The sequence below is a fragment of the Chondromyces crocatus genome, assembly GCF_001189295.1.
Taxonomy (GTDB): Bacteria; Myxococcota_A; Polyangia; order Polyangiales; family Polyangiaceae; genus Chondromyces; species Chondromyces crocatus.
On the sequence record NZ_CP012159.1, the window covers coordinates 114,898 to 140,402 of the forward strand.

The following is a 25,505-nucleotide window of genomic DNA, read 5'->3' on the forward strand; positions in this document are numbered from 1 at the left end:
TTCGTGCCGGAGCCTGCGCACCGCGGCGCCTCCACGCGGTGTCCGTCCGTCTCGCCTCTTCGTCCTTCGTCCCGTCGCGCGATCGTCGCCCCATCGCGCGATCGACGCCCTCTGCGCCAGGTGGCTGCTATACCGTCGCTCGGACGCCGCAGCATCGCTGCGCCACACCCATCCACGAGGGCACCATGTTCGTCGTCACCAACCGCATCCCGGTCGCCGAGGGCCACGAGGCCGATTTCGAGGACCGCTTCCGCAAGCGCGCGCACCTCATCGACCAGTCCCCTGGCTTCATCCGCAACGAGGTCCACCGCCCGAAGCCGATGAAGCTCGATCACAGTACCGGCACCTGGGCGCCCGACACCGAGACGCAGGGCTACTACGAGGTGAAGACCTGGTGGCGCTCGTTCGAGGACTTCGTCGCCTGGACCAAGAGCCCCGCCTTCGCCGAGGCCCACAAGAACCGCGCCCCGAAGGAGATGTTCGCCGGCCCGAACAAGCTCGAGATCCACGAGGTCTTCCTCAGCACCGACGAGAAGACCGGCCCCGCCGACAAAGGCTGATGCCAGCGCGAGCGACCTCTCGGCGCACCCGATGAAGGGCGCGGGGAGGCGAGCCACCTCCCTCCTCCCTTCTCCCCGAAGCGCACCAAGAATCCGTCCCGACGAGCGTCCTTCAAGGCGCGCCGCGCTCATGGACGAGTCCGCTACCCCGTCACGAAGCCAGCCGCCCGGAGTGGAAGCTTCGCGCAGTCCCGTGATGTTCCCTACGTGCTGCCTGCATCGTCGCAGCGTCCCCAGGAGAATTTCGAGCGTCCAAGGCGGGAAGAAAGGCTCCGAGGAGGGTCGCGTCGATCTGGCCAGGGGAGAGCAATTGCGCGTTTTCTCGATGGAATCGCGTGACCGCAGGGTGTTTGACCGGTCAAAGGGGGTGCTGCACGTGTGACCTGAGGGTGTTTGACCGGTCAAAGGGGGTGCTGCACGTGTGACCTGAGGGTGTTTGACCGGTCAAAGAGGGTCCTGCACGTGTGACCGCAGGGTGTTCGACCGGTCGAAGAGGGTCCTGCACGTGTGACCTGAGGGTGTTCGACCGGTCGAAGAGGGTCCTGCACGTGTGACCGCAGGGTGTCTGACCAGTCGAAGGGGGTCCGGCACGCGCGGCAGGTCGGGGGACGACCTTTCGGCGCGGGTGGGATACGCTCGGCGCGCCCAGGGCTGCCGCTGGAGGGGGGCCAGGTTACGTGCAGCGGGAGGGAAGGAGCCCCTCGGTCCACGAGGGACGGAGGGCGGTGGGTGGAAGCGCCATGACCGCGCTCAGGAGGGCGTGGTGGCGAACAGGTCCGCCGCAGCGCCGACGACCATCGCCCGACGAATCCACCCCTCCAGCTCGGCCACGTCGACGCTGGCGAGCACGCGCTCCTGGACGCTGACGGGAATGGCCAGCCCTCGCGCCTCCAGCACGGCGAGCACGCTCTGCGCTTTACCCTGCAGGACCCCTTCCCGCAGGCCTTCGTCCCGCCCTTCCCGCAGGCCTTCGTCTCGCCCTTGCGCCGTGTAGTTGCGCGCGAATTCGCTCTGGTATTCGTGTCCGCTCTTCATCATTTCCTCCAGACTCCGCTTCGCGGCCTCATTCACCGAGGAGAGCACCAGGTCCACATAAAGCCGCTGTTGCTCCGGAGCGAGACCGGCTGCCGCGGCCAGCGCTGCAATGCCAATGGCCAGCCCGTCCGAGCCTCGACCATGCGCCATCGCGGAGAGGACTGCAACCTCTGGCCTCGCTTTGGCTTCTGCGGAATCCGTGATCAATGGCATGGATTTCGGGCCGAGCACGTAAGGCTCCAGCACCCAGCGGGGTGGCCCGAGGTCGATGGGCGCGGCGCTCCATCGCGCAATGGCCAGGTCGGTCGTCACCACCAGCAGGCAGGTGCGGCACCGATAGCGAGAGCGCACCGCGATCGCGTAGGAAGGCCAGGCGTATTCCTTGTCGGAATCTCGACCGAGCTGTGCCTCGACGACGATGGCGAGGACCGGGCAGTCTTCCAGCAGCAACACCACCAGGTCGGCGTGGCGCTCGACGGGGATGACCTCGGTCAGCTCGGCGGATGCGATGCGCGCCTCGGTGAAGGCCGGCACGGGAGCGCCGAGGGTGTCGCGCAGCATCTCGGCGGCCAGCGCCGGCCGGCTCCGGAAGAGATGGAGCAAGGCTTCGTGGGTCAATGACGGCATGCAATCCCTCCTGAGGGCAGGGAGAGACCCGCCTGCCTCTCGTCGCGGGCGAGCCGCAGCGAGGAGTTCAGCGAGGTCGGGCTGGGATTCCTGCGCCTCGGAGATTCATTACGGAGAGGGAAGGAGGGTTGGCGTGAATGCGGAGCACAATGGATGACGCGCGAATGCCAATCAGCACGCAATTGCCAGATGGGATTCATTGCGATGTGCCAATCGTCGAGCAGGGGCTGTCCAGGGACGCGCCGTCCGTGGCAGGCTTCCGGCCCCGGCCTGCAGGGTCGGCGAAGGGTTTCGCCATGCTCGACGACCACGCCTCGGCCCCACCGCGCCCCGTCCCCCCGCGCTCCACCGCGGGACGTGAGCTCACCCTCGCGGCACGCGAGCGCTCGGCGGCACCGGCACCGAGCAGGAAGGACGCCGTGCCGAGGGCAGCCTGGGCGCTCCTCGCCTTCGCGGGCGGCGTGAGCGGCTGTGGCACCACCTCGGGGACCTCGACGGTCACCACGACGCCCGTGCCCCACGTCGAGATCACCACGCCCGACCCGGCGACGCAGGCGGTGAAGGGGCGGGACGAGGAAGTCGAGGGTCCCCTGCCGCTGCTCGACGCGACCACCGAGCGGCGCGGGCGCCGGACGGTCACGCCGCTGGCACGCCCCTCCCGGAGCACACCGAAGGCGCGGACGGTCACACTCCGGTCGTCGCTCAAGCTGCCACTCAAGACGCGATGGACGGCGCGCGTCGGCAAGACCACCTTCCGCACCACGATGGCGCTCGTCGAGGACGCGGTGGTCATCGGCACCCACGGCGACACGCTCGACGGCACGTTCGAGACCACCGACGGGGTGTACGTGCTCGACGCGAAGACCGGCCGTCAGCGCAAGCTCCTCTTCACACCAGGGCGCGGGGATCACGATGTCGGAGGCATCGCGGTGGACGGCAACCGGCTCTTCTTCACCACCGACAACGGTCAGGTGATCGCCACGACGCTCGAGGGGAAATCGCTGTGGCAAGCGCATCTCCGCGGCAAGGTCCGGCCGGCGCCGGCGCTCGCGCACCTCAACGGGGACAAGCAGCTCGATGTCGTCGTGGGGGACGAGGAGGGGCAGCTCTCTGCGCTCAACGGGGCAACGGGCGAGCCGCTCTGGAGGGCACAGACGGGCAAGAACGAGTACGGGGCGCGCGGGTTCGTGGGCGCGGCGGCGATCGTGGACGTGGACGGTGACGGGCGGGACGACGTCATCGCCGGGGCGCGGGACGGGGTGCTGACGGCGTACCGCGGGCGGGACGGGGAGGTACTCTGGCAGACGGTGAGCGCGTCGGGGATGCACGCGTCGCCGCAGATCGTCGACATCGACGGCGATGGCGCGCCCGAGGTGCTCGCGGCCTGGTCCTATGGCGTCGTCGCGCTGCTCGACGTGCGCACGGGGCACCAGCGCTGGGCCGAGGTGCTGGAGCAGGACGGCGGGGGCATCGAGGGGCTGTTCGCGAGCCCGGTGCCGCTTCCGGCTGCCGAGGGGCCCGGGGTGCTGATCGCGCCCACGGCCTGGTGGGGCGACGACGACGGGATCCTCGGGGTGGGGTCGGTCGCGCCGGAGTTCCGCGCGGCGGAGCGGCGGGTGAGCGGGAGCCCGGTGGTCATCGATCTGGATGGCGACGGGGAGCTGGAGGCCATCGTGGGCACGGAGGCGGGCAAGGTGGTGGCGCTGCACGCGGACGGGGGGCGTGCCGAGCTGGCCAGCTTGCCCGGGGGCGTCGAGGCGTCGCCGATGCTCGCAGACGTGGACGGCGACGGGACGTACGAGGTGCTCGTGGCCGCGAACGACGGGGTGCTCCGCTGCTTCGAGACGGGCGCGACGGCGAAGCCCGTGATCGCTCGCTTCCGGGGCGAGAGCCCCCACAACCGCGGCGATCTCGGCGCGGTGCCGCTCCGCTGGGCGCGCTCTTCCACTTTCCAGCCTCGTTAGCGAGGTCTGACGCGCTATCTTCCGCTCCGGTGCCCTCCGCGCCGCGCAGCGTCATGCCGAAGCCCCATCTCACCCACCTCGAGCAGCTCGAAGCCGAGAGCATCCACATCCTCCGCGAGGTCGTCGCCGAGTTCGAGAACCCGGTGATGCTCTACTCCATCGGCAAGGACTCGGCCGTCATGCTCCGGCTCGCCCAGAAGGCGTTCTACCCGGGCAAGCTGCCGTTCCCGCTCCTGCACGTCGACACGACGTGGAAGTTCCGGGAGATGATCACCTTCCGCGACGCGATGTGCCGCGAGCACGGCTTCGAGCTGCTCGTGCACACGAACCACGAGCCGGAGGCCGAAGGGATGAACCCCTTCGACCACGGGAGCCAGAAGTACACGACGGTGATGAAGACCCACGCGCTCCTGCAAGCGCTGAAGAAGTGGGGCTTCGACGCGGCGTTCGGGGGCGCGCGCCGCGACGAGGAGAAGAGCCGCGCGAAGGAGCGGGTGTACTCGTTCCGCGATCGGCAGAGCCAGTGGGACCCGAAGAACCAGCGGCCCGAGCTCTGGAACCTCTACAACGGCAAGATCAACCGCGGCGAGAGCATCCGGGTCTTCCCGCTCTCGAACTGGACCGAGCTCGACGTGTGGCAGTACATCCACCTGGAGAACATCCCGATCGTGCCGCTCTACTTCGCGGCGCCGAGGCCGGTGGTGGAGCGCGACGGGGCGCTGATCATGGTGGACGACGCGCGCATGCGGCTCCACCCCGGTGAGCAGCCGGAAGAGAAGCTCGTGCGGTTCCGGACCCTGGGGTGCTACCCGCTCACCGGCGCCATCGAATCGACGGCGACGACCTTGCCGGAGATCATCCGCGAGATGCTGCTCACCAAGCACTCGGAGCGGCAGGGGCGCATGATCGATCACGACGAGAAGGGGTCGATGGAGACGAAGAAGCGCGAGGGGTACTTCTGATGGGCGAGCGGGACCTCATCGCGAGCGACATCGACGCCTACCTCGCACGGCACCAGCGCAAGGAGATCCTGCGCTTTCTGACGGCGGGGAGCGTGGACGACGGCAAGAGCACGCTCATCGGGCGGCTCCTGCACGACGCGAACATGGTCTACGAAGACCAGCTCGACGCACTCCGCCGCGACTCGGCGAAGAAGAGCGCTGCCGGCGGCGAGATCGACTACAGCCTGCTCGTCGATGGGCTGCTCTCGGAGCGAGAGCAAGGGATCACCATCGACGTCGCGTACCGGTACTTCACCACCGAGAAGCGCAAGTTCATCATCGCCGACACCCCCGGCCACGAGCAGTACACCCGCAACATGGCGACGGGCGCGTCCACGGCCGACCTCGCGGTGATCCTGGTGGACGCGCGCTACGGGGTGCTGCCGCAGACGCGGCGCCACAGCTTCATCGCCTCGCTGCTCGGCATCCAGCAGATCGTGGTCGCGGTGAACAAGATGGACCTCATGAGCTACGACGAGGCCGTCTTCGCGACCATCCGCGAGGTGTACGAGGCGCTCGCCAGCAAGCTCGAGTTCAAGGGGATCCACTACCTGCCGCTGTCGGCGCTGAAGGGGGACAACGTGGTCACCCGGAGCGAGGCGATGCCCTGGTACGAGGGGCCGCCGCTGCTCGACTACCTGGAGACGGTGCCGATCGGCGATGCGCGCGGGGAGCAGCCGCTGCGCTTCCCGGTGCAGCACGTGCTCCGGCCCGACCTCGACTTCCGGGGCTTCAGCGGGACGATCGCGTCGGGCACGGTGCGGCGCGGGGACCGGGTGGTGGCGCTGCCGTCGCGGAAGAGCAGCACGGTGGAGCGCATCGTGACGTTCGACGGCGACCTCCCGGAGGCGTCCGCGCCGCGGGCGGTGACCTTGACGCTCGCCGACGAGATCGACGTGAGCCGGGGCGACACGCTGGTCCACGAGGAGGCGCTGCCGCACGTGGCGCGCTCGGTCGAGGCGATGGTGGTGTGGATGAACGAGCGGCCGCTCGCGCTGCGCGGGGCCTACCTGCTCAAGCACGGGACGCGCACGGTGCCGGCGGAGGTGCGCGAGATCCACGAGCGGGTGGACGTGAACTCGCTCGACCGGGCCCCCGCCAACCACCTCGGCCTGAACGACATCGGGCGGGTGACGCTGAGCGCGAGCCGGCCGCTTCTGTTCGATGCGTACCGCGATCAGCGCGCGACCGGCGCGTTCATCCTGATCGATCGGCTCAGCAACGCGACGGTGGGCGCCGGGATGATCCTCGGGCCCGGCGCGGACGAGCCGCCCGCCCCGGGCGAGCCAGGGCACGCGCAAGGGCGGGTGACGGCCGCCGAGCGCGCGGCGCGTCTCGGGCAGTCGCCGGCGGCGGTCTTCTTCACGGGCGGGAGCGCCGAGCGCCGGAGCGAGCTGGCCATCGCGCTGGAGCGGCGGCTGTGGGACGACGGGTACACGGCGCACGTGGTGGAGCCGCGTTCCGTCGCGGCCGTGAAGCTGTCACTGAGCCTCGGGCTGATCAGCCTCGTCCTGACCGATGGCGCCGTGGAGCTGTCGGGCGCCCACGCCTCGCTGGGGGATGCGCAGATCCTCGAGGTCCGCTGCGACGAGGGGGATCCGATGGCCTCGGTCGAGGCCGTGCTGCACGCCCTCCGGGTCCGCGACGTGATCCGCTGACCGGGGGCTCCGCGGTCCGCGGAGGGGCCGCCGCGCCGCCGGCCCGACGGGATCCGCCGACCCTGGCGACGGATCCCGCGGCGGGAAGAGGCCGCGCGGCATCACAGGAGGGGCGACCATGGACACTCCGCCCCGAGACGTGCCCGAGACGCCGACCGCCGAGCAGCTCGTCGAGCGCTGGTCCGAGCTGGAGGAGCCCGAGGCGCGCGCCGCGGCGTTCCACGAGCTTCCGCGCGAGGAGAGCGACGAGTTCTTCCTGATGCTGCCGGCACACGAGCAGGCCGCGCTCTTGCTGGCCTTGCCTTCGGGGGAGCGGCGGCTGTGGATGCGGCTGCTCGCGCCCGACGACGCGGCCGACGTGCTGCAAGAGGTCGAGGACGAGGGGGCCCGGGCCGAGCTGCTGGGGCTTCTTGGGGTGGCGGCGCGCTACGAGGTGCGGGCGCTGCTCGCGTACGAGGAGGACGCGGCCGGTGGGCTGATGAGCCCGATGTTCGCGCGGGTGCGGCCCGACTCGACGGCCGAGGAGGCGGTGCGCTACCTGCGGCGTCAGGCCGAGACGGACCTGGAGACGGTGAGCTACGGGTACGTGCTCGACTCGGAGCAGCGGCTGCTCGGGGTGATCTCGCTGCGGCAGCTCATCGCGACGCGCGGCACCCAGAAGGTGCACGAGCTGATGAGCACCGATCTGGTGACGGTGCGCGAGGAGATGGACCAGGAGGAGGTGGCGCGGGTGTTCTCGCAGCACCACCTGATGGCCATCCCGGTCGTCGATGCCGAGGGGCGGATGAAGGGCATCATCACCGCCGACGACATCGTCGACGTGGTGGAAGAGGAGGCGACGGAGGACATCCAGAAGCTCGGCGGCATGGAGGCGCTCGACGCGCCCTACCTGCGGACGCCGCTGCTCCAGATGGTGCGCAAGCGCGCGGGCTGGCTCGCGGCGCTGTTCCTCGGCGAGATGCTGACGGCGACGGCGATGGCACGCTACGAGGACGAGATCGCGCGCGCGGTGGTGCTGGCGCTGTTCGTGCCGCTGATCATCTCGAGCGGCGGCAACTCGGGGTCGCAGGCGACGACGCTGGTGATCCGGGCGATGGCGCTCGGGGAGGTGCGGCCCGTCGATGCGTGGCGGGTGCTGCGGCGCGAGCTGACGTCGGGCTTCTTGCTCGGGCTGGTGCTGGGCACGATCGGGTTCGCGCGGATCAGCGTGTGGCAGGCGCTGTTCCACACGTACGGCGAGCACTGGCTGCGGGTGGCGGCCACGGTGTCGATCAGCCTGGTGGGGGTGGTGATCTTCGGGACGCTGGCAGGGTCGCTGCTGCCGTTCTTGCTCCGCGCGCTGAAGTTCGATCCGGCGAGCGCGTCGGCGCCGTTCGTGGCGACGCTGGTGGATGTGTCGGGGCTGGTCATCTACTTCACCGTCGCGGATCTGGTGCTGCGCGGCACGATGCTGTAGCGGGCGAGGTGGCGCAGGGCACGCGGCGGGGGGCCCGAAGTCGTGGCGAGGCGCCACGAGGCGCAGGAAAATCACGCGGTCAGCGGGCGGAGCAGGCAAGCGCCACGACCGAGCCGAGCCAGCGCGTCGTGGGGGGGATCACGGTGTGGATCTCTGGATCCGACGGTCGGAACGCGAATCGCATGGAAATCAAGCACTCACAGCGCTGGAGAGGCGGGGTTTCCTGCTTGCGACCGGCCCTTGCGGCGGGTAACTACCGCGCCCCGTGCCGCCGGACCGCACTGCCATCGGGCCTCTTCGCGGAGAGCTGGCCCTGCACCTGGGAGGGTCCCTCGCGCACACCGCGTCCGCGCTGACGACGGTGCCGGTCGCGCCCGCGCCCGCGCCGACGCGAGGGCGGGGACAAGCGCCCCCTGCGCCGCCTGCGGAGGATCCGGCAGAGCACCTGGCGCGGTTGATGGACCTGCACGGGAGCGTGGCGCTGGCCCGGGAGCTGGAGAACCAGGCGGCCACGCCGCCGGCGTTGCCCCTGCGCGGGCAGCGGAACGGGCTGGGGGCCGCGTCGGCGATGCGCGCGGTGGTGGAGGACCGACTGCTGGAGCTGGCGGGCACCGTGCAGAAGACGTTCGAGGAGCCGTTCCACCGGCGCAACCGGGTGCCGGGTCCGCGGGAGATGTTCGCGCTGCTGGAGCAGACGGGGATGCTGGGACCGTCGCGGCGGATCTCGGCCGGGGCGGTGACGGCGATCTGGGAGCCGTTCGGCGAGCTGGTGGGGCGGATGTTCACGCGGATCCGCTTCGAGGTGCAGTCGCTGCGGCAGGAGATCGCGCCCGGGCTGCGGGCGTTCGGGCCCGAGTCGGCGCGGCTGGAGCAGCTCGACACGATGATCGGCCGCGCGACCGAGAAGGGTCGGGAGCGGGTGCTGGGCGAGCTGGCGCCCGCGCTGGGGCGCTGCTTCGGGCAGAGCTTGCACGTGGCGGTGGGGGCGCTGCCGGACGAGGTGAAGCCGCCGGAGCTGCAAGGCTGGTTCGGCGATCGGGGCTGGGTGAGGGGGGAGATGGAACGGATGCGGCGGGTGGTGGAGGCGGTGTTCACGCACCAGACCCGGCGGCTCGTGGCGCTGGTCGACGCGGCCGGCATGCCCCTCGCGCCGTACGCTGGATGAGGGAGCGGCTGGGATGACGCGGATCGGAGTGCTCGTCGCCGGCGCCGTGGGGCTCGCCATCGTGGCGCGGGCCGCGGCGGTCTACCAGGGGTCGGACCCGCTCGCGCACGGGCTGGTGCTGCTCATCGCGCTGGGGCTCGGCCTCGGGGTGGTGGAGCTGTTCGTGCGGGCGACGCGCGCGGCACGGCTGCGGGTGGAGCTTGCGAAACTGCCATCGCCCGCGACGCGCGAGGCGATCGAGAAAAGCAGCCCGGGGCTGCGAGGGCTCCTGGAGGCGCGGATCGCCGGGAGCGCGACGGGCGGGGCGGGCGGGGCGGCGGTCCCCTTCACGTCGTACCTGGTCGGGCTGCTGGTGATGATCGGCCTGCTGGGGACCTTCCTCGGGCTGTTCGAGACGCTGCGCGGGGCGCGGGAGGCGCTCGGCGGCAGCGGCGATGTGGAGGCGCTGCGCACGGGGCTGGCGGCGCCGATGCAGGGTCTGTCGCGGGCCTTCGGGACGTCGGCGGCAGGCGTGTCGGCGTCGGCGATGCTGGGGCTCGGTGGGGTGCTGGTGCGGCGGGCCGAGGGGCAGTTCGCAGCGGCGTTCCAGCGCTGGGCGGTGGTGGCGCTCGCGCCGCTCTCGATGGCCGGGCGGCAGCTGGCGGCGCTGGAGGCGCTGGCCGCACAGGGGCTCGCGCAGACCGCGGCGGCCGAGGCGCTCGGGACGCGGCTCGCGGCGCTGGAGGCGCGGCTCGACGCCGGGCAGCGCGAGGCGGCGGAGGCGACGAAGCAGAGCGCCGAGGTGTGGCGCGAGGCGGCGTCACAGATCCGCGCCGAGATTGCAGGCGGGGTGGGGCGCGCGGCCGAGGCGGTGGCGTCGGTGGCGGAGCCGGTGGTGACGCAAGCGATGGACCGGGCGGGCACGATCGCGGGGGACGCGGTCGCGCGGATCACGCGGCGGCTCGACGAGGACGCGGACGCGCGGCGCGCGGCCGAGGCGCGGCGGGTCGAGGACGCGGAGGCCGCAGAGGCGCGGCGGGTGGCGAAGGCGGAAGCGGCGGAGGTGGCGCGGCTCGCCGCAGTCGAGGCCGCCGAGGTGAAGCGGCGCGAGGAGGCCGCGGCGGTCGAGGGGCGGCTGCAAGCGTCCCTCGCGGCGGCCGAGGAGCGGCGGCGCGTCGAGGCGGCGGAGGCCGAGGAGAAGCGTCGGGCGGACATCGCGGCGGCGGACGAGCGGCGGCTCCACGCGCTGCGGGAGGCGGAGGCGAAGCGCCTCGATGTGCTGCAAGGCGCGCAGGAGCAGCAGCTCACGGCGCTCCGCGAGAGCGCAGCCCAGCAAGCCGAGGCCGAGGCACAGCGGCTCGCGTCGCTGCAGGCGTCGCAAGAGAAGCAGCTCGCAGCACTGCAGGCGCTGGAAGCGCGGCAAGCGGAGGCCGAAGCGCAGCGGCTCGGGACCTTGAAGGCACTCGAAGCGCAGCAGCACGCGGCGATCGAAGAGCTGAAGGCCCGGCTCGCGGAGGCCGAGGCACAGCGGCTCGAGGCGCTGCAAGGGTTGCAGGCGCAGCACCTCGCCGCGCTCCGTGAGGCCGAGGCGCGCCAGGCGGACGCAGAGACGAAGCGGCTCGATGCGCTGCAGGGCTTGCAGGCGCAGCATCTCGCCGCGCTCCGTGAGGCCGAGGCGCGCCAGGTGGATGCGGAGACGCTGCGCTTGTCGGTGCTGGAAGAGACCGAGGGGCGACGGGTGGCCGCGCTCCAGCAGGCGGATGCGCAGCATCTCGCGGCGTTGCAAGTGACCGAGGAGCAACGGCTCGCGGCGCTGCGTGCGGTGGAGACGCGGCAGGCCGAGGCGGAGGAGCGGCGGCTGAGCATGCTCCGCGAGGAACACGAGCGGCTGGTCGCTGCGCTGAAGAGCGCCGAGGCGTGGCAAGCGGAGGTCGAGGCGCAGCGGCGCGCGGCGCTGCAGGAGAGCCAGGCGCAGCATCTCGCGGCGCTGCAAGCGACCGAGGCGCAGCGGCTCGCAGCGCTGCGTGAGGCCGAGGCGCGGCAGAGCGCGTCGGAGGCGCAGCGGCTCGCCGCGCTGGGCGAGGCCCACGAGAAGCTGCTCTCGGCGCTGCAGCGCGCCGAGGCGTGGCAGACGGAGGCGGAGGCGCGCAGGTTCGCAGCACTGCGCGAGAGCCAGGAGCAGCACCTCGCCGCCCTGCGCGAGGTGGAGCAGCAGCACCTCGCGGTGGTGCAGCGCGCCGAGGCCCGTCAGACGGAGGCCGAGGAGCAGCGGCTGCAAGCGTTGCGCGCCATCTACGAGCAGCATCTCGCCGCGCTGCGTGAGGTGGAGCAGCAACACGTGGCGGCGCTGCAGGGTGCCGAGGCGCGGCTGAGCGAGGCCGAGGAGCAGCGGTTCACGGTGCTGCGGGAGAGCCAGGAGCAGCACCTCGCCGCCCTGCGCGAGGTGGAGCTGGAGCGGCTCGCGGTGCTGCAAGGCCAGGCCGCCGACGCGCAACGCGCCCTCGCGACAGCGACGGAGGGGGCGGAGGCGCACGCAGGGCGGGTGCTGGAGGCGGCGCACGATCACCTGGAGCGGCTGGCGCAGGCGGAGGCGACGCGCGCCGAGCGGCTGGAGGCAGCCCTCGCGGCACACCTGACGGCAGTGGGCTCGTCGCTCTCCGGACCGCTGGGCGAGGTGGCGCGGGTCGCTGGCGAGGCAGCCGAAGGCGCGGCACGGGTGGTCGCCGAGGCGGCCGCGCGCGAGGCGACACGACAGGCGGCAGCGGACGCGCGCGAAGCGACGCGGGCGAGCGCGGAGGCCGAGCGGGACACGCGGCTGGACGCACTGATCGCGCGGCTGGATCAGGCATCACGCGACGTGGCGGAGAACGCACGCGCGCAGGCGGCCGAGGTGGCGGCGCTGGCGGAGGCGGCGGCGGAGCGGAGCGCGGCGTTCGATGCGCAGGCCGAGGCACGGCTGGCAGCCCTCGCCGAAGGGGCGCAGGCAGCGCTCGCGGCGCAGGCGGCGAGGATCGCCGGGTTCGAGGAGCGGCTGGAGCGCGATCGGACGGCGCAGGCCGGCGTGCTCGCGGAGCGGCTGGCCACGCACGCGCGGGAGCTGGGCGAGGGGCTGCGTGGGACGGGCGCGCTCGTCCACGAGGCGGCCGATCTGCTGCGCGCCGGTGGAGCCGAGATGGCGGCGGTGTCGGAGATGTTCACGTCGGCCGTGGACCGCTACCGCGAGGCCAGCGATCGGTGGCTGGACAGCCTGGGCGCGGTCGAGGAAGCGCTGGAGCACAAGGGGCGCGGAGAGACGGCGGACCTGCTGGGCACGTACCTGGATCAGACGCGCGAGGTGTTCGACCACTCGCTGCGCTTCCAGCGCGAGCTGTTCTCGGAGCTGCGGGCGCTGCGGGGAAGGTCGAGCTGACGGGTCATGATCGATCCCGCCGCCGAGGAGGAGACGCCGGAGCTCGCCGCGATCTGGCCGGTGTTCGGCGACCTGATGGCCTGCCTGTTCGGGCTGTTCGTGCTGTTCTTCGTGTGGGCGGTGGCGTTCCAGGTGGACCTGGCCGGGGATCTGGAGGCGGAGCGGGCCGCACGCGCGGAGGAGCGCGCGCGGCTGGAGACGCTGGAGCAAGCGCTGGCCGGTCCGCTGGCCGAGGGACGGATCACGCTGAGCGGCGGAAGGATCGGGCTGCGCGGGAGCATCCTGTTCGGGGTGGGGTCGGCCGATCTCTTGCCCGAGGGCAAGGCGCTGCTCGGGTCGATCGCGCCGGCGCTCCAGGCATACCTCGCGAACCACGACGAGCTGATCATGGTCAGTGGGTTCACCGATGATCAGGCGGTGGCGGCGTCGGCCCGGAGCTTTCAGGACAACTGGGAGCTGTCCGTGCAGCGTGCGCTCACGGTGACGAGGACGCTGGCGGCGGCAGGGGTGCCGGCGGACGGCTTGTTCGCCGCGGGGTTCGGCGAGACGCACCCGGTGGCGCCGAACGACACGGCAGAGAACCGCGCGAAGAACCGACGGGTGGAGATCACGCCCATCCCGCGACGACAGGCGGCGGGCGATGGCACGGAGACACTGCCGTCCCTCGGCGCAGAGACGCTGGGCGGGGCCGACGGGACGCTGAGCGGAGCCGGCGGGACGCCGCGCCAGGGGGCGACGGAGGGCGTCGTCGAGACGAACGGCGCACCGGGGAAGACGAACGACACGCAGCGCGGGTCCGGCGGCGCCTCGAAGAAGACGCCGGCCGGAGGGGTGGGCGAAGGAGACGCGCGTTGATGGATCCCGGCGAGGCGCGGCCGGCGCTGGAGCATCGGCTCGCGCAGCTCGGCGCCGACGGGGCGCGCGGCATGGATCCGCCAGGGTTTCGCTTCGCGGAGGCGCTGCTGGAGCGCGCGCAGGCGCTCGGCGGGGGGGCGGCGGCACGGCTCCTGTCGCGGGCGTCAGCGCGACTGGATCAGCTCGAGGCGGCGCTGGTCCGCAAGCGGGGCGATGCCGCGGCGGCGCTGAAAGCGCTCGACGATGCCGGGGTGGAGGCGCCGGCCGAGGTGCAGGCGGCGCTCGAACGCGGGGATCTCGCGGAGGTGACGCGCGCCGCTCATCGACGGCTGCGCCCCCGGGTGAACTTGACCCCTCGGGAAACACCGAAGCGTCCCTGGCTGGCGCGCTTGCGGGACGAAGCGGCCGTCTCCTTCAAAGAGTCGCTCGGCAGCGCGCGGGCGACGCTGGCGGTGGCGCGCGCGGCCGACCGGGTGCCACCGAACGCGGGCCCCTACAACCCCCACGCCATCGCCGCCCGGACCCTGCTCACCGCCGAGGGGCTGTCACCGGCATATGTGCGCGCCCTGATGGACGAGCTGGAGGATCTCGCCGCGCTCGAAGCAGCGTTTGCTCCGGCGAAAATCCGCTCCGATCGAAAGGGTCAGGAAACCGGGCGGCCGCGTCGGCGAACGCGTAAATAAAGAACATGTCTCGCTCGACAGGCGCTCTTCTCATCGCCGTCCTCGGCTCGCTGATGTTCACCACGGGTTGCTCTTCGGGACCTCGCTCCCTGCGGCGCACGCCGCCCAAGGTCGAGCTGAGGCCCTGCGGCAACGAGAAGGTGGAGCACGGCGAGGGGTACGACGCCAAGGCACGCGACTGCATCTGGAAGGCGTACGTGGATCGTGAGCTGGCCGAGTTCAAGACCACGCACTTCACCATCGAAGGAGATCCCATCTCGTACAAGATCCAGATCAATCCGAACGTGACCGTCACCGTCGACAACCAGGATCGCTACGGCCAGAAGGGAGTCTCCAACCACACGTGTCAGGCCATGGAGCGCATCCGTCAGGAGAAGCAGCCCGAACGCTTCGGCTTTGCCCTGAGCGGCTGCACGGGCGGGGGCATGGCGCGTCTGGCCGTCCCGTGACGTTCGAGCGCGGCGTGGTTCATGACGCACCGAAAGCCACCATGTCGTCCTCTGGGTTTCGTAGACGCGAGGCCTGCCAGGGCCTACTCTTCGGGGATGCTGCCCTCAGCTGGGCCGCCCGAGGAATTCACCCGCTCCCTGTCGGTCCCAGATCCATGCCCGCTGGCGTGGCATCGGGCCAAAGGGAGTCCATGAGACCCCCTGGATCATTGCCCGCCAGAGGATCCCACCATGCTTGAAGCCGCCACAGAAGCCGTCGACCTGCAGCTCTACCTGGAGGCCGCCGGATGCACCCATGTGGGCATGATCCGCGACACGAACCAGGACAGCTTCGCCCTCGTGGAGTCGCTGGGTCTGTTCCTCCTCGCCGACGGCATGGGGGGTCGCGCCGCGGGGGAGATCGCCTCGCGCATGGCGGTCGATACGGTGCGCGGCTTCTTCGACGATCCCGATGCCACCTGGCCCATCGCGCTCGGGCCGCCCAGCACGCGCACGGGGACCGCGCGCTACGTGGACCAGGCGCTGCCCTTGCTCGTGGCGGGCATCCAGCTCGCGAACGGGCGGATCTTCGCCGCAGCGCGTCGCGATCGGGACAAGCGCGGCATGGGCACCACGTTCGTCGCCGCGCTCGCGCGCGATGGCTTCGTGGCGCTCGCGCACGTGGGCGACAGCCGGGTGTACCGCTACCGCAACGGCGAGCTCGATCTGCTCACGCGTGACCACTCCCTCTTGAACGAGTGCATCCGGCTCGGCCACATCCTGCCCGAGGACGCGGCGTCGTTCCCGCTGCAGCACGTGATCACCCGAGCGCTCGGTACCGAGGAGCTGGTGGAGGTCGAGACGCGCATCGAGGAGGTGCAGTGCGACGACGTGCTGCTCCTCTGCTCCGACGGGCTGTCCGGTCCCGTCTCCTCCGAGGAGATGGCGGAGATCATCAGCTCTCAGGGCGACCTGCAGATGGCGGCGCGGCGGCTGGTGCAGCGCGCCAACGAGCGCGGGGGGCCGGACAACGTGACGTGCATCCTCGTGCGCTGGAGCGACGCGATCACCACCGCCAACCGAGGTCGGCAGACGACCACGCCGACGACGCCCGCCCCCGCTCCCTGAAACGCCAGCCGCGCCGCGCGGACGGGGCAACAAATCCCCCGACCCCGCAATGGCTGTGGAGCTGAACACAAGTTCCGTATTCTGCCTGCCAGGCCGACGGGGTTCGTGCTAAGCGCGACGGCCGTCATGCAGGCCGCTCACTCCACCCCCCGGCTCCACGAGGCCGCCCGCGAGCCCGATTTCATCGAGGTCATCGGCTCGCGGGAGCACAACCTCCACATCGACAAGCTCGAGGTGCCGAAGCGGCAGCTCGTCGTCTTCACCGGCGTGAGCGGCTCGGGCAAATCGAGCCTGGCCTTCGACACGCTCTACGCGGAGGGGCAGCGCCGCTACGTGGAGACGCTCAGCTCCTACGCGCGGCAGTTCCTCGGGCAGCTCCAGCGCCCCGACGTCGAGCACCTGCGCGGGCTGTCACCGACCATCGCCATCGAGCAGAAGAGCGCGTCGAACAACCCGCGGTCGACGGTCGGAACGATCACCGAGATCTACGACTACCTGCGCGTGCTCTACGCGCGTGCGGGCGAGCAGCACTGCCACCAGTGCGGCAAGCCCGTGCAAGCCCAGACCGCCGAGCAGATCGCCGCCGAGATCCTGGCGCTGCCTGCGGGCGCGCGCGCGACGCTGATCGCGCCGCTGGTCAAGCACCGCAAGGGGGAGTTCCGGGAGCTGTTCGACGACCTGCGGGCGCGCGGGTTTCTGCGCATCGAGGTGGACGGGAAGGCGATCCGCCTGGACGAGGTGGCCGAGGGGAGCTTGAAGCTCGAGAAGCATCAGAAACACACCATCGCGGTGATCATCGATCGCGTTCCGGTGTCGGCCGACAACCGGCAGCGGCTCGTCGAGGGGGTGGAGCTCGGGCTGCGCGAGAGCAAGGGCGAGCTCGAGGTGTCGGTGGAGTCGGCTGGCAAAGGTGCGAAGAAGCAGGCCGAGGCGGCGCTGACGTTCAGCGTGAACCGCGCCTGCTGCGGGCAGAGCTTCCCGGAGCTGAGCCCGCAGAGCTTCTCGTTCAACAGCCCGCTCGGGATGTGCAACGCCTGCAACGGGCTGGGGACGCGGCTGGAGGTGGACCCCGCGCTGGTGATCCCCGACGCGTCGCTGTCGATCCGCGACGGGGCGATCGCGCCGTGGGCGTCGGCGATGGCGCGCGGCGAGGGCTGGACGTTCCGCATCGCGGAGTCGGTGGCGAAGGCGTGCAAGGTGAACCTGGACACGCCCTGGAAGAAGCTGGGCGCGAAGAAGCAGCAGGTGGTGCTGTTCGGGATGGCGGGGCAGAAGATCGCCGTCGCGTGGGGGAAGGAGGGCTCCGAGAGCCACGGGACGTTCGGGATGACCTGGGAGGGGGTGATCCCGGGGCTGATGCGGCGCTTCCGCGACTCGACGTCGGACACGGCGCGCGAGCAGTACCGGCGGTTCATGCGAGAGATCGCCTGCGATGCGTGCGGGGGGCGACGGCTGCGGCCGGAGACGCTCTCGGTGCGGCTCGCCGGGCGGAGCATCGCCGACGTGACGACGATGACGGTGCGGGAGGCGGCGGCCCACTTCGATGCGCTGACGCTGACGGGCGCGCGGGGACAGATCACGGAAGGGGTGCGGCGGGAGATCACGAGCCGGCTCGGGTTCCTGCTGAACGTGGGGCTCGAGTACCTGACGCTGAACCGCGGCGGGCCGACGCTGAGCGGCGGCGAGGCGCAGCGCATCCGGCTCGCGAGCCAGCTCGGGAGCGAGCTGAGCGGGGTGATGTACGTGCTCGACGAGCCGAGCATCGGGTTGCACCAGCGCGACAATGGGCGGCTCATCGCGACGCTCAGGAGGCTGCGCGATCTGGGCAATACCGTGCTCGTGGTGGAGCACGATGAGGAGACGGTGCTCGCGGCCGATCACGTGATCGATTTCGGGCCGGGCGCCGGGCATCTCGGGGGGAAGGTGATCGCAGCGGGAACGCCGGAGGAGATCGCGCGGCACCCGGAGAGCTTGACGGGGGCGTACCTGTCGGGGCGCATCCGGATCGAGACGCCGAAGGCGCGACGCACGCCCAAGGGGTGGATCTCGGTGCTGGGGGCGACGGAGCACAACCTGAAGAACATCGACGTGCGGCTCCCGCTCGGGGTGCTGACGGCGGTGACCGGGGTGAGCGGCGCGGGGAAGAGTTCGCTGGTGAACGGGATTCTGCTGCCGGCGCTGGGACGGTTGCTGCACGGGTCGCTGGAGCCGGTGGGCGCGCACCGGGCGATCGAGGGGCTGGACGTGCTCGACAAGGTGATCGCGATCGATCAGAAGCCGATCGGACGTACGCCGCGCTCGAACCCGGGGACGTACACGAAGGCGTTCGACATGATCCGCGAGCTGTTCGCGCAGCTGCCGGACGCGCGCGCGCGCGGCTGGGAGTCGGGGCGGTTCAGCTTCAACGTGAAGGGGGGTCGCTGCGAGGCGTGCCACGGCGACGGGGTGGTGAAGGTGGAGATGCACTTCCTCGCGGACGTGTACGTGACGTGCGAGGTGTGCAAGGGGAAGCGGTACAACGAGCAGACGCTGTCGGTGCGCTACAAGGGCAAGAGCATCGCCGACGTGCTCGACACGAGCATCGACGAGTGCCTGAAGCTGTTCGAGGCGGTGCCGGAGCTGAAGCGGATCCTGACGACGCTGGTCGACGTGGGTCTCGGCTACGTGAAGATCGGGCAGAGCGCGCCGACGATGAGCGGCGGCGAGGCGCAGCGGGTGAAGCTGTCCCGGGAGCTGAGCAAGCGGCAGACGGGGCGGACGCTCTACGTGCTCGACGAGCCGACGACGGGGCTGCACTTCGAGGACATCCGCAAGCTGCTCGGGGTGCTGCAGCGGTTGGTGGACGCGGGGAACTCGGTGGTGGTCATCGAGCACAACCTCGACGTGATCCGGTGCGCGGACTGGCTCGTGGACATCGGGCCGGAAGGCGGCGAAGGGGGCGGGCGCGTGGTCGCCGAGGGGACGCCGGAGCAGGTGGCGCGGGTGGAGGCGTCCTACACGGGTCAGTTCCTGGCGAAGCTGCTGCGGTAGGCAGTCGTGGGGGACCACGCGGGGACGGATCCGCGGGTTCCTGGACCTTCGACGCGCGGTTGCGTCATTCTGAACCGCGAGCATGAAGTCGCACGCCGCTCGTCGTCTCTCCACCCCGCTTGGCTCTCTCTGGTTCAGCTCGTTTTCGGAGCGCATGAGGCAAAGGCTCGCACCGTGGTCCTTCGTGGGCGCGGCGGTGGTCGCACTCACGGGCTGCGTGGCCGGCGAGGTCGAGGGGGGAGGTGGAGAGGTCGAGTCCCTCGGCGAGGACGCGGCGGCCCAGGTGGTCTGCGCCGCCGGTCCGACCGTGGAGGGGATCGATGTGTCGTACTGGCAGCAGCACGTCGACTGGCAGGCGGTCGCCGACGCGGGGATCCAGTTCGCGATCGCCCGGGTGAGCCACGGCACCCGCGACACGTTCTTCGACGCGAACTGGGCAGGGATCAAGGCGGCGGGGCTCGTGCGGGGGGCGTACCAGTACTACCTGGCCGACCATGATCCGCTGGAGCAAGCCGAGCTGATGATCGAGGCGATCGGAACGCTGCAGGACGGGGACTTGCCGCCCGTGATCGACATCGAGTCGCACGAGGGGCAGGACCGAGAGACGATCCTCGCGGGGCTGCGGCTGTGGCTCGATCGGGTGGAAGGGGCGCTGGGTCGGAAGCCGATCATCTACACGGGGAAGTACTTCTGGCAGGACTTCGTGGCGAGCGACGAGTTCGTCGACCATCCGCTGTGGATCCCGAACTACAGCAACGACTGCCCGAACCTGCCGAACGGCACCTGGAGCGACTGGACCTTCTTCCAGTACTCGTCGACGGGCTCGGTGCCCGGGATCAGCGGGAACGTGGACCGGAACCACTTCAACGGTTCGCTCGAGATGCTGCATGCGTTCGCGCAGAACCGGCCTGCGCTCGCGGCGGAGTTCGTGAGCCAGTCGTTCCCGTACGCGAGCCAGGGAGCGCTGAAGCTGCGCGCCGGTGAGGTGGTGGAAGCGTCGATCGAGCTGAGGAACGTGGGGTCGCGGGCGTGGGACACCGGGACGTACCTTGCAGCGACGGAGCCTCGTGGTCGCGAGAGCGTGTTCACCGGGCCGGAGTGGCCTTCCGCCAGCCGCTTCGCTGCGGTGGAGGGCAAGGTGATGCCAGGGGAGAGCTACCGCTTCACCTTCGCGCTGCACGCGCCCTCGATGCCAGGCGTGTACGACGAATTCTTCGGGCTGGTGCAGGTCGACGGTGCGGGAGAGCGGTGGTTCAGCGATGCCGGACAGGGGGGGCCGCCGGATGATCAGCTGGAGGGGATCTTCGAGGTGCTGCCGGCGCTACCAGGAGATCCGGTGGAGCCCGGAGAGCCTGTGACGCCCGAGGAGAGGCCTCGCGACGACGGCGAGTACCTGGGGACGAGCGGGTTGTGCGCCGCACGTCCGGGGACATCGCCAGGGACGGCGGGGGCGTGGCTGCTCGTGGCGATGGGGACGCTCGTGGCGGGAAGACGCCGACGGCGCTGAGGAGCCGCTTTCGGCGCGCAGAGGCGGGCGCGGTCACAGCAGATCGAGGAGGGCGTCGGACAGGTCGTCGCACAGGTCTGCGAGCCGGTCGTCCTGGGCCGCCAGGGAGGCGTGCAAGGCGTCGGCCGCACTCCGTACGCGAGCGCGCGCGTCCTCGTCGTCCGCGCTCTCCGCGCTCAGGGCGCGCCAGGCCCGCGACAGCATGGCCCAGGCGAGCGCGGGGTCGATCTGCGCGCCGCTCGGTATGCGGGCGGAAGGGGACGAGGTGGTCGCAGGGTCGCTCGCCCCGCTGCGAAAGGCCTCGACGGCGGCGCGGGAAGCCTGTCGGCGCTGCTCCGTCATGCGGTAGGGGCTCTCGGTGATCTGCACGTCCGCGCTCTTGCCCGAGGGAAGGTGCTGCGCTCGGACGTGCAGCACGCCCGAGAGGTCGAGACGGAAGGTGACCTCGACGGGGGCGTTCGCCGGGCCTGGCGGGAGGGGATCGACGCGCACCCTCCCGAGGCGCGTGTTGCCCGAGACGCGGGGGTGCTCGCCTTGCACGATGGGGAGGTCCGCGGCGGTCTGGTCCTCCATCATCGTGTAGACGGTCTTCGAGCGCTCCACGGGCACGACCGTGTCGCGCGGGATGACGGCCTCGGCCATCAGGTCATCGTTTCCGCGGTCCATGGCGATGAGGGCGATGTCGTCGATCACGCCCACGGCGAGGGTGTGGGGGGTGATGTCGATGAGGACCTCGTCGACGTCGGCGCCGCCGATGCGGCCAGCCAGCAAGGAGGCGCCGAGGGCGACCGCGCGATCGGCGTCGAGGCTGGTCTGCACGGGCCTGCCCAGGTGCTCGGCCACCATGTGCCGGACGAGAGGCATCTTGCTCATCCCGCCCACGAGGAGCACGCGGCTCGCGTCGGCGGCGCTGACGCCGGCGTCGCGCAGGGCCGCGTCGACACAGGCGAGGGTGCGTGCCACGAGAGGTCGCGCCACCTCTTCGAGATCGCGCCGCATGAGCAGGAGGTCGAGGTGGAGGGCCCTGGCACCCTCACCGGCGAGGAAGGGATCGAAGAGCCGGACCTCGGTGCGATCCGAGAGGGCAATCTTGGCGCGCTCGACGGCCTCGGTCAGGCGCGTCATCGCCCTGGGGTCGCGCTCGACCTCGGCGCGGTGCTTGCCGAGCTGAGCGAGCACGCGCTCGCTGAAGGCGCGATCGATGTCATCACCGCCGAGGTGGGTGTCGCCCCGGCTGGAGCGCACTTCGAGGAGCCCCGCTTCCCGTTCGAGGACCGAGACGTCGAACGTGCCACCGCCGAGGTCGTACACGACGACCAGCTCTTCGGCGCCGGTGGTGTAGGTCAGCGCTGCCGCCGTGGGCTCGTTGAGGAGGCGCTCCACGACGAGGCCGGCAAGCTCTCCGGCGTCGCGGGTGGCCTGGCGCTGGGCGTCGTTGAAGTAGGCGGGCACGGTGATGACGGCCCGCCTCGGTCGATGACCGAGCGCAGCGGTGGCGCGATCGAGCAGCGCACTCAGGAGCAGCGCGGACACCTCCGGCGGCGAGAGCATGCGGGTGCCGACGCGCAGGCGGACGTCACTGCCCATGCGGCGCTTCACCGAGACGACCGTCCCCGCCGGGTCCATCAGGCGTCGGTTTCTCGCGGCCCGCCCGACGAGGAGAGCACCGTGGGCATCGACACCGACGGCGGAAGGCAACAACTCGACGCCAGAAACGTCCGGGAAGATGCGCAAGCTGCCCTCGACCGCCGCGCCGATCAGGGAGTTCGTCGTTCCGAGATCGATCCCGACCGGTAGGTCCGTTGCCCTCATGATCCATTCCCTCCAGCGCAGGGACTCTCGGGAGACGGACCACTGCTGGCGATCACCTCGGCTTCGCGGACGACCGCCCCGCCGAGCGCGTAGCCGACGCGCACCACCTCGACGACGCGCCCCGCAGGGAAGCCAGGGCGAGGAGGGCTCACGCCGACGACGCGGTGGCGCTCTGCGTCGACGGCTTCACCGAGGGGCCTCTCGACGTTCACGCCCAGCTCGGTGAGCGACGCGTTGAGCTGCTGGTCCAGCACGCGCAACCCTTCGACGAGCGCCGCGAGCTCGGAGGCACCTTCCTCGGGTGCGCCGAGGAGGCGCTGCCACCACCTGCGGGAGATCCGTTGTCGTACAGCGCCCTCGCTGGCGTGCTGCACGACGCGCTCCATGGCGTCGGCAATCGGGATGAGCGCGCGGAGCCAGTGACCGCCGATCTCCCGCATGGCCCCCTCCCGGAGGGTGGGCGCTCCCTCCTCATCGCGATCGCGGGACGCCGCGGGGGCCGCTTCCTGTGCCAGGCCGCGCACGGCCATCAGGCACGACTCGGCGGCAGCTTGAGCGGCGACGGCGGCTCGCCCTTGCCGCCGCACCTCTTTGAGCAGGTCGTCGAGCCGGGACGAGAGTGATTCCAGGGTAGCCGGCGCCTGCGCGGGCAGATCGCTCACTGGCTCTTCTCCTTGACGTTCCGCGGTTCCAGCTTCGGCACTGGCGCGTCCAGCGCTGGCGCGTCCAGCGCTGGCGCGTCCAGTGCCGGAACATCGGATGCTGGGGCGTCCATTCCGTCGTCGTCTCCGAGGAGCTGTGCGAGGTCGTCTGCGTCGAGGCGGGCGGCAATGACCCGCAACAGCGCCATTGCTGTCGTGCCAGGTGGCGCAGGGGGAGGTGCATCCGGAGGTGGAGGCGGTGGGACCAGCGGCTCCGGGTGCAGCAACAGCTCCCGCACTTTCGGCTCCGGGTGGAGCAGAAGCTCGTACGCCTCGCGGATCACCCGGAAGCGATCGGGGTCTCGGTCGGGCGGGTGTGCAGTCACCGCGCGTCGGTACGCCCGCTTGAGCGTGCTGGCGTCGTCAGGGATTCCTTCCAGACCGAGGGTCTCGCGCGCCGCTGCCAGTGAAGACGACAAACTCATCGCGCCTTCCTCCTCTGCCCCGCTTTCTTCGGTTTTCCAGATGCCCTTGCCGGCCGCGGGTCGCTCGAGGAAGGCTCCGACAGCGGGTCGTGGCGTCCCCTCCCGGCGAGGGTCGACAGATCCACCCCCGTCAGATCGCACAGCGTCGTCAGCAGATCCTGTACGAGCTCGTGACGTCGCTCTTCATCCAGGCCCTGAACCGCTTCCGCAGGCACGCCCAGCGCATCGAGCATCTCTTCGTCCACGTCTCCCCCGTGCGGTCCCTCCGGCAGAAGCGCATTCCGGAGACCTGGAGAAAAGAAGGCTTCGAGCGCGTCGTCGAATCGTCGTGCTCTCGCGAGTTCGTCGGCCACGGCGGCGAGGTTCGCGCTCCCGGTCACCTCGGCCGCCTCCCGCGCGATGGCAAGCGCAGCCTCTTCGTCTTCCGTCAGCGCGAGCTTCAGATGCCACGCATCGATGGATGCCGGATCGTTCGCGATCAGCGCGTCGACGCGCGCAAGCGCGGCCCGGGGATCGCGGAAGGCCAGCAGTTCGATGGCGGTCATCTCGACGGTCTCGTCGGCTGCCCCCAGCGCGCGCGCCTGCGTGAACGCGCGTTCCGCGGCCACGACGTCGTCGGCCCTGAGCCACGACCTTGCAGCGAGGAGGGCCAGCTGTGCCGCGAAGACGCGGCCGTCGGGTTCACCTTGGAGCAGGTCGACGAGTCGCTCGGCCGTGGCCGCGGCCACGGACGCCGAGCGATGCTGGACCGGCGACGAGGGTTCCGCATCTCGCTCCACGGCCAGCGCGGCCATCAGCCGGCCTCGCAGCGCTTCGACGCGATCTCCGCCCGAGGCGAGGGCTCGCTCGAACCATGGCTCTGCAAACCCTGGCTCGCTTCGAAGCAAGCCGAAGCCTCGAAACAGCGCTACCGTTCCGCGCACGTCCTCCGGGAACAGGGCGGGATCTACGGTCCGCAGCGCGTCGGCAGCCGCCGCGTTCGTGGAGGCCGTCGTCAGTTTCCGCTGAAGACCCGGTGCCTCGAGGGTGCGCAACTCTTCCACGCTGAGGGCGGGCAGGCTGCGACGCACGGCGGAGACAACGGCCTCGTCGCCCCACGCGGAGACCTCGGCCAGGAAGGCGGCGCGGACGGCATCGATGCGCAGAACGGCGGAGCGCAGGAGACGCTTCACGCCGTCGACGACGTGCTCTGCTTCGGAGAGCGCCACGGCCGCTTGCAATTCACCGTGGAGCCTGCTCCGGCGTGCTGTGGCCAGTGCATTGAGCGGATGCAGCGCTGCCCGCGCTGCCTCGGTCTGACCTCGAGCGAGATAGGCCACCCCGCGCGCTGCACTCGACAGCGTCCGCAGGAGCGGGCTCGCGGTCGGGCCAACCTCGGGAGGGACAACCCCGCGCGTGGCCTGCAAGAGGGGTTCGAGCACCCCCCGGAGGTGGTCATCCAGCAGCGCCAGCGACGTCACCCGCTCGTCATCCCCCAGCGCGAAGGCGGCCAGCGCCTCTTCCATGCGCAACGCCCGTGTGGCGCGCGCTCCGGCAGCAGCAAGCTCCAGCGCCAGCGTGAGCTTTCCCGAGAGGCGAAGGCGACGCGCCGTGACGGCAACCGCCGCGCGCCACGCGTGAATCGAGGCAGCATCCCCAGGAGGCTGTCTGCCCATTCGAAGGAGCAGCTGCCCAGCCGACTCCGCGCTCCGCGGGAGCGTGATCACCCGAGGGCGCTCATCCGCCGCCCTTCGGGCGGTCGTATCCGCTCCTCGGCGGTGTTTACCGCGCGGTCCAGCCATAGCGATGATCTCCGTAATGGAGGCAGCGCGTTCACGGCAAGTGGTGAAACCGAGCGGTGCGACGAATCCCGTCAGCGCCTCACCATGAACATCGACATGAACATCGAGCGGTAAATTCGACGATGTCCACGCAATGGGCGTGATGCATCGATTCGAATCGCGATGATTGCGGTCGAATCGTAGTGATTGAGGCAATCTCTCCCTTTGCATGGTTTTCCAGGAAGGAATGCATCGATTCTGGCAATGTCCGTACGACCGCCCGTGTCACCCAGGGATGAACCCCGGAAGGTTCCTCGAGGTT

The 25,505-nt window shown here is 70.9% G+C and carries 18 protein-coding genes; 13 read left to right on the forward strand and 5 right to left on the reverse strand.

The window, feature by feature from the left end; all coding sequences use genetic code 11:
- Positions 1 to 185: 185 nt before the first annotated feature.
- The gene (locus tag CMC5_RS00365; protein WP_050428545.1) at positions 186 to 560 is read left to right on the forward strand and encodes an antibiotic biosynthesis monooxygenase family protein; all 375 of its coding nucleotides are present in this window, start codon (positions 186 to 188) and stop codon (positions 558 to 560) included.
- A 750-nt stretch (positions 561 to 1,310) separates the two neighbouring features.
- Here the strand turns inward: CMC5_RS00365 and CMC5_RS00370 are convergent.
- Positions 1,311 to 2,222, reverse strand: coding sequence for a hypothetical protein (locus tag CMC5_RS00370; protein WP_050428546.1), 912 nt, complete (start codon positions 2,220 to 2,222; stop codon positions 1,311 to 1,313).
- Positions 2,223 to 2,518: 296 nt separating this feature from the next.
- Between CMC5_RS00370 and CMC5_RS00375 the strand changes: the two genes are divergently transcribed.
- The 12 genes from CMC5_RS00375 (at position 2,519) to CMC5_RS00430 (ending at position 20,485) form a co-directional block, all read left to right on the forward strand.
- The gene (locus CMC5_RS00375) at positions 2,519 to 4,186 is read left to right on the forward strand and encodes an outer membrane protein assembly factor BamB family protein (RefSeq protein WP_050428547.1); all 1,668 of its coding nucleotides are present in this window, start codon (positions 2,519 to 2,521) and stop codon (positions 4,184 to 4,186) included.
- Positions 4,187 to 4,239: 53 nt separating this feature from the next.
- Entirely contained in the window at positions 4,240 to 5,148 is a 909-nt protein-coding gene (gene cysD / locus CMC5_RS00380) for a sulfate adenylyltransferase subunit CysD (RefSeq protein WP_050435613.1), read from the forward strand.
- A complete protein-coding gene (cysN, locus tag CMC5_RS00385; protein ID WP_425394849.1) occupies positions 5,145 to 6,845 on the forward strand; it encodes a sulfate adenylyltransferase subunit CysN in 1,701 nt (566 codons plus the stop codon). The genes cysD and cysN overlap by 4 nt, the downstream gene beginning before the upstream one ends.
- Positions 6,846 to 6,963: 118 nt before the next feature.
- A complete protein-coding gene (gene mgtE, locus CMC5_RS00390; RefSeq protein WP_050428549.1) occupies positions 6,964 to 8,301 on the forward strand; it encodes a magnesium transporter in 1,338 nt (445 codons plus the stop codon).
- A gap of 265 nt (positions 8,302 to 8,566) precedes the next feature.
- Complete coding sequence (locus CMC5_RS00395; RefSeq protein WP_050428550.1) at positions 8,567 to 9,466, forward strand: DUF3348 family protein; 900 nt, start codon at positions 8,567 to 8,569, stop codon at positions 9,464 to 9,466.
- A 13-nt stretch (positions 9,467 to 9,479) separates the two neighbouring features.
- Positions 9,480 to 12,854 (forward strand): hypothetical protein, encoded by a 3,375-nt coding sequence (locus CMC5_RS00400; RefSeq protein ID WP_050428551.1) that lies wholly within the window; start codon positions 9,480 to 9,482, stop codon positions 12,852 to 12,854.
- Positions 12,855 to 12,860: 6 nt separating this feature from the next.
- On the forward strand, positions 12,861 to 13,709 hold the full coding sequence (locus tag CMC5_RS00405; RefSeq protein WP_082362121.1) for an OmpA family protein: 849 nt from the start codon (positions 12,861 to 12,863) through the stop codon (positions 13,707 to 13,709).
- The gene (locus CMC5_RS00410; RefSeq protein WP_050428552.1) at positions 13,709 to 14,392 is read left to right on the forward strand and encodes a DUF2894 domain-containing protein; all 684 of its coding nucleotides are present in this window, start codon (positions 13,709 to 13,711) and stop codon (positions 14,390 to 14,392) included. Before CMC5_RS00405 ends, CMC5_RS00410 begins: the two co-directional genes overlap by 1 nt.
- A gap of 5 nt (positions 14,393 to 14,397) precedes the next feature.
- Positions 14,398 to 14,841 (forward strand): hypothetical protein, encoded by a 444-nt coding sequence (locus CMC5_RS00415; RefSeq protein ID WP_050428554.1) that lies wholly within the window; start codon positions 14,398 to 14,400, stop codon positions 14,839 to 14,841.
- A gap of 231 nt (positions 14,842 to 15,072) precedes the next feature.
- Positions 15,073 to 15,948, forward strand: coding sequence for a Stp1/IreP family PP2C-type Ser/Thr phosphatase (locus CMC5_RS00420; RefSeq protein WP_082362122.1), 876 nt, complete (start codon positions 15,073 to 15,075; stop codon positions 15,946 to 15,948).
- 126 nt (positions 15,949 to 16,074) lie between these two features.
- Positions 16,075 to 18,978, forward strand: coding sequence for an excinuclease ABC subunit UvrA (gene uvrA / locus CMC5_RS00425; protein WP_050428555.1), 2,904 nt, complete (start codon positions 16,075 to 16,077; stop codon positions 18,976 to 18,978).
- 154 nt (positions 18,979 to 19,132) lie between these two features.
- Positions 19,133 to 20,485, forward strand: a complete 1,353-nt coding sequence (locus CMC5_RS00430) for a GH25 family lysozyme (protein WP_169796413.1) — start codon at positions 19,133 to 19,135, stop codon at positions 20,483 to 20,485.
- A 33-nt stretch (positions 20,486 to 20,518) separates the two neighbouring features.
- On the opposite strand, the gene CMC5_RS00435 is transcribed toward CMC5_RS00430, so the two are convergent.
- From CMC5_RS00435 to CMC5_RS00450, 4 genes are read right to left on the reverse strand one after another with little or no spacing between them, the layout of a single operon-like run.
- A complete protein-coding gene (locus CMC5_RS00435) occupies positions 20,519 to 22,297 on the reverse strand; it encodes an Hsp70 family protein (protein WP_050428557.1) in 1,779 nt (592 codons plus the stop codon).
- Positions 22,294 to 22,959 carry a nucleotide exchange factor GrpE gene (gene grpE, locus CMC5_RS00440; protein WP_050428558.1) on the reverse strand — a complete coding sequence of 222 codons (666 nt, stop codon included), beginning with the start codon at positions 22,957 to 22,959 and terminating at the stop codon, positions 22,294 to 22,296. Before grpE ends, CMC5_RS00435 begins: the two co-directional genes overlap by 4 nt.
- Entirely contained in the window at positions 22,956 to 23,423 is a 468-nt protein-coding gene (locus tag CMC5_RS00445) for a hypothetical protein (protein WP_156337987.1), read from the reverse strand. The genes grpE and CMC5_RS00445 overlap by 4 nt, the downstream gene beginning before the upstream one ends.
- Positions 23,420 to 25,414, reverse strand: a complete 1,995-nt coding sequence (locus CMC5_RS00450; protein WP_156337989.1) for a hypothetical protein — start codon at positions 25,412 to 25,414, stop codon at positions 23,420 to 23,422. Before CMC5_RS00450 ends, CMC5_RS00445 begins: the two co-directional genes overlap by 4 nt.
- Between the last annotated feature and the right edge of the window lie 91 nt (positions 25,415 to 25,505).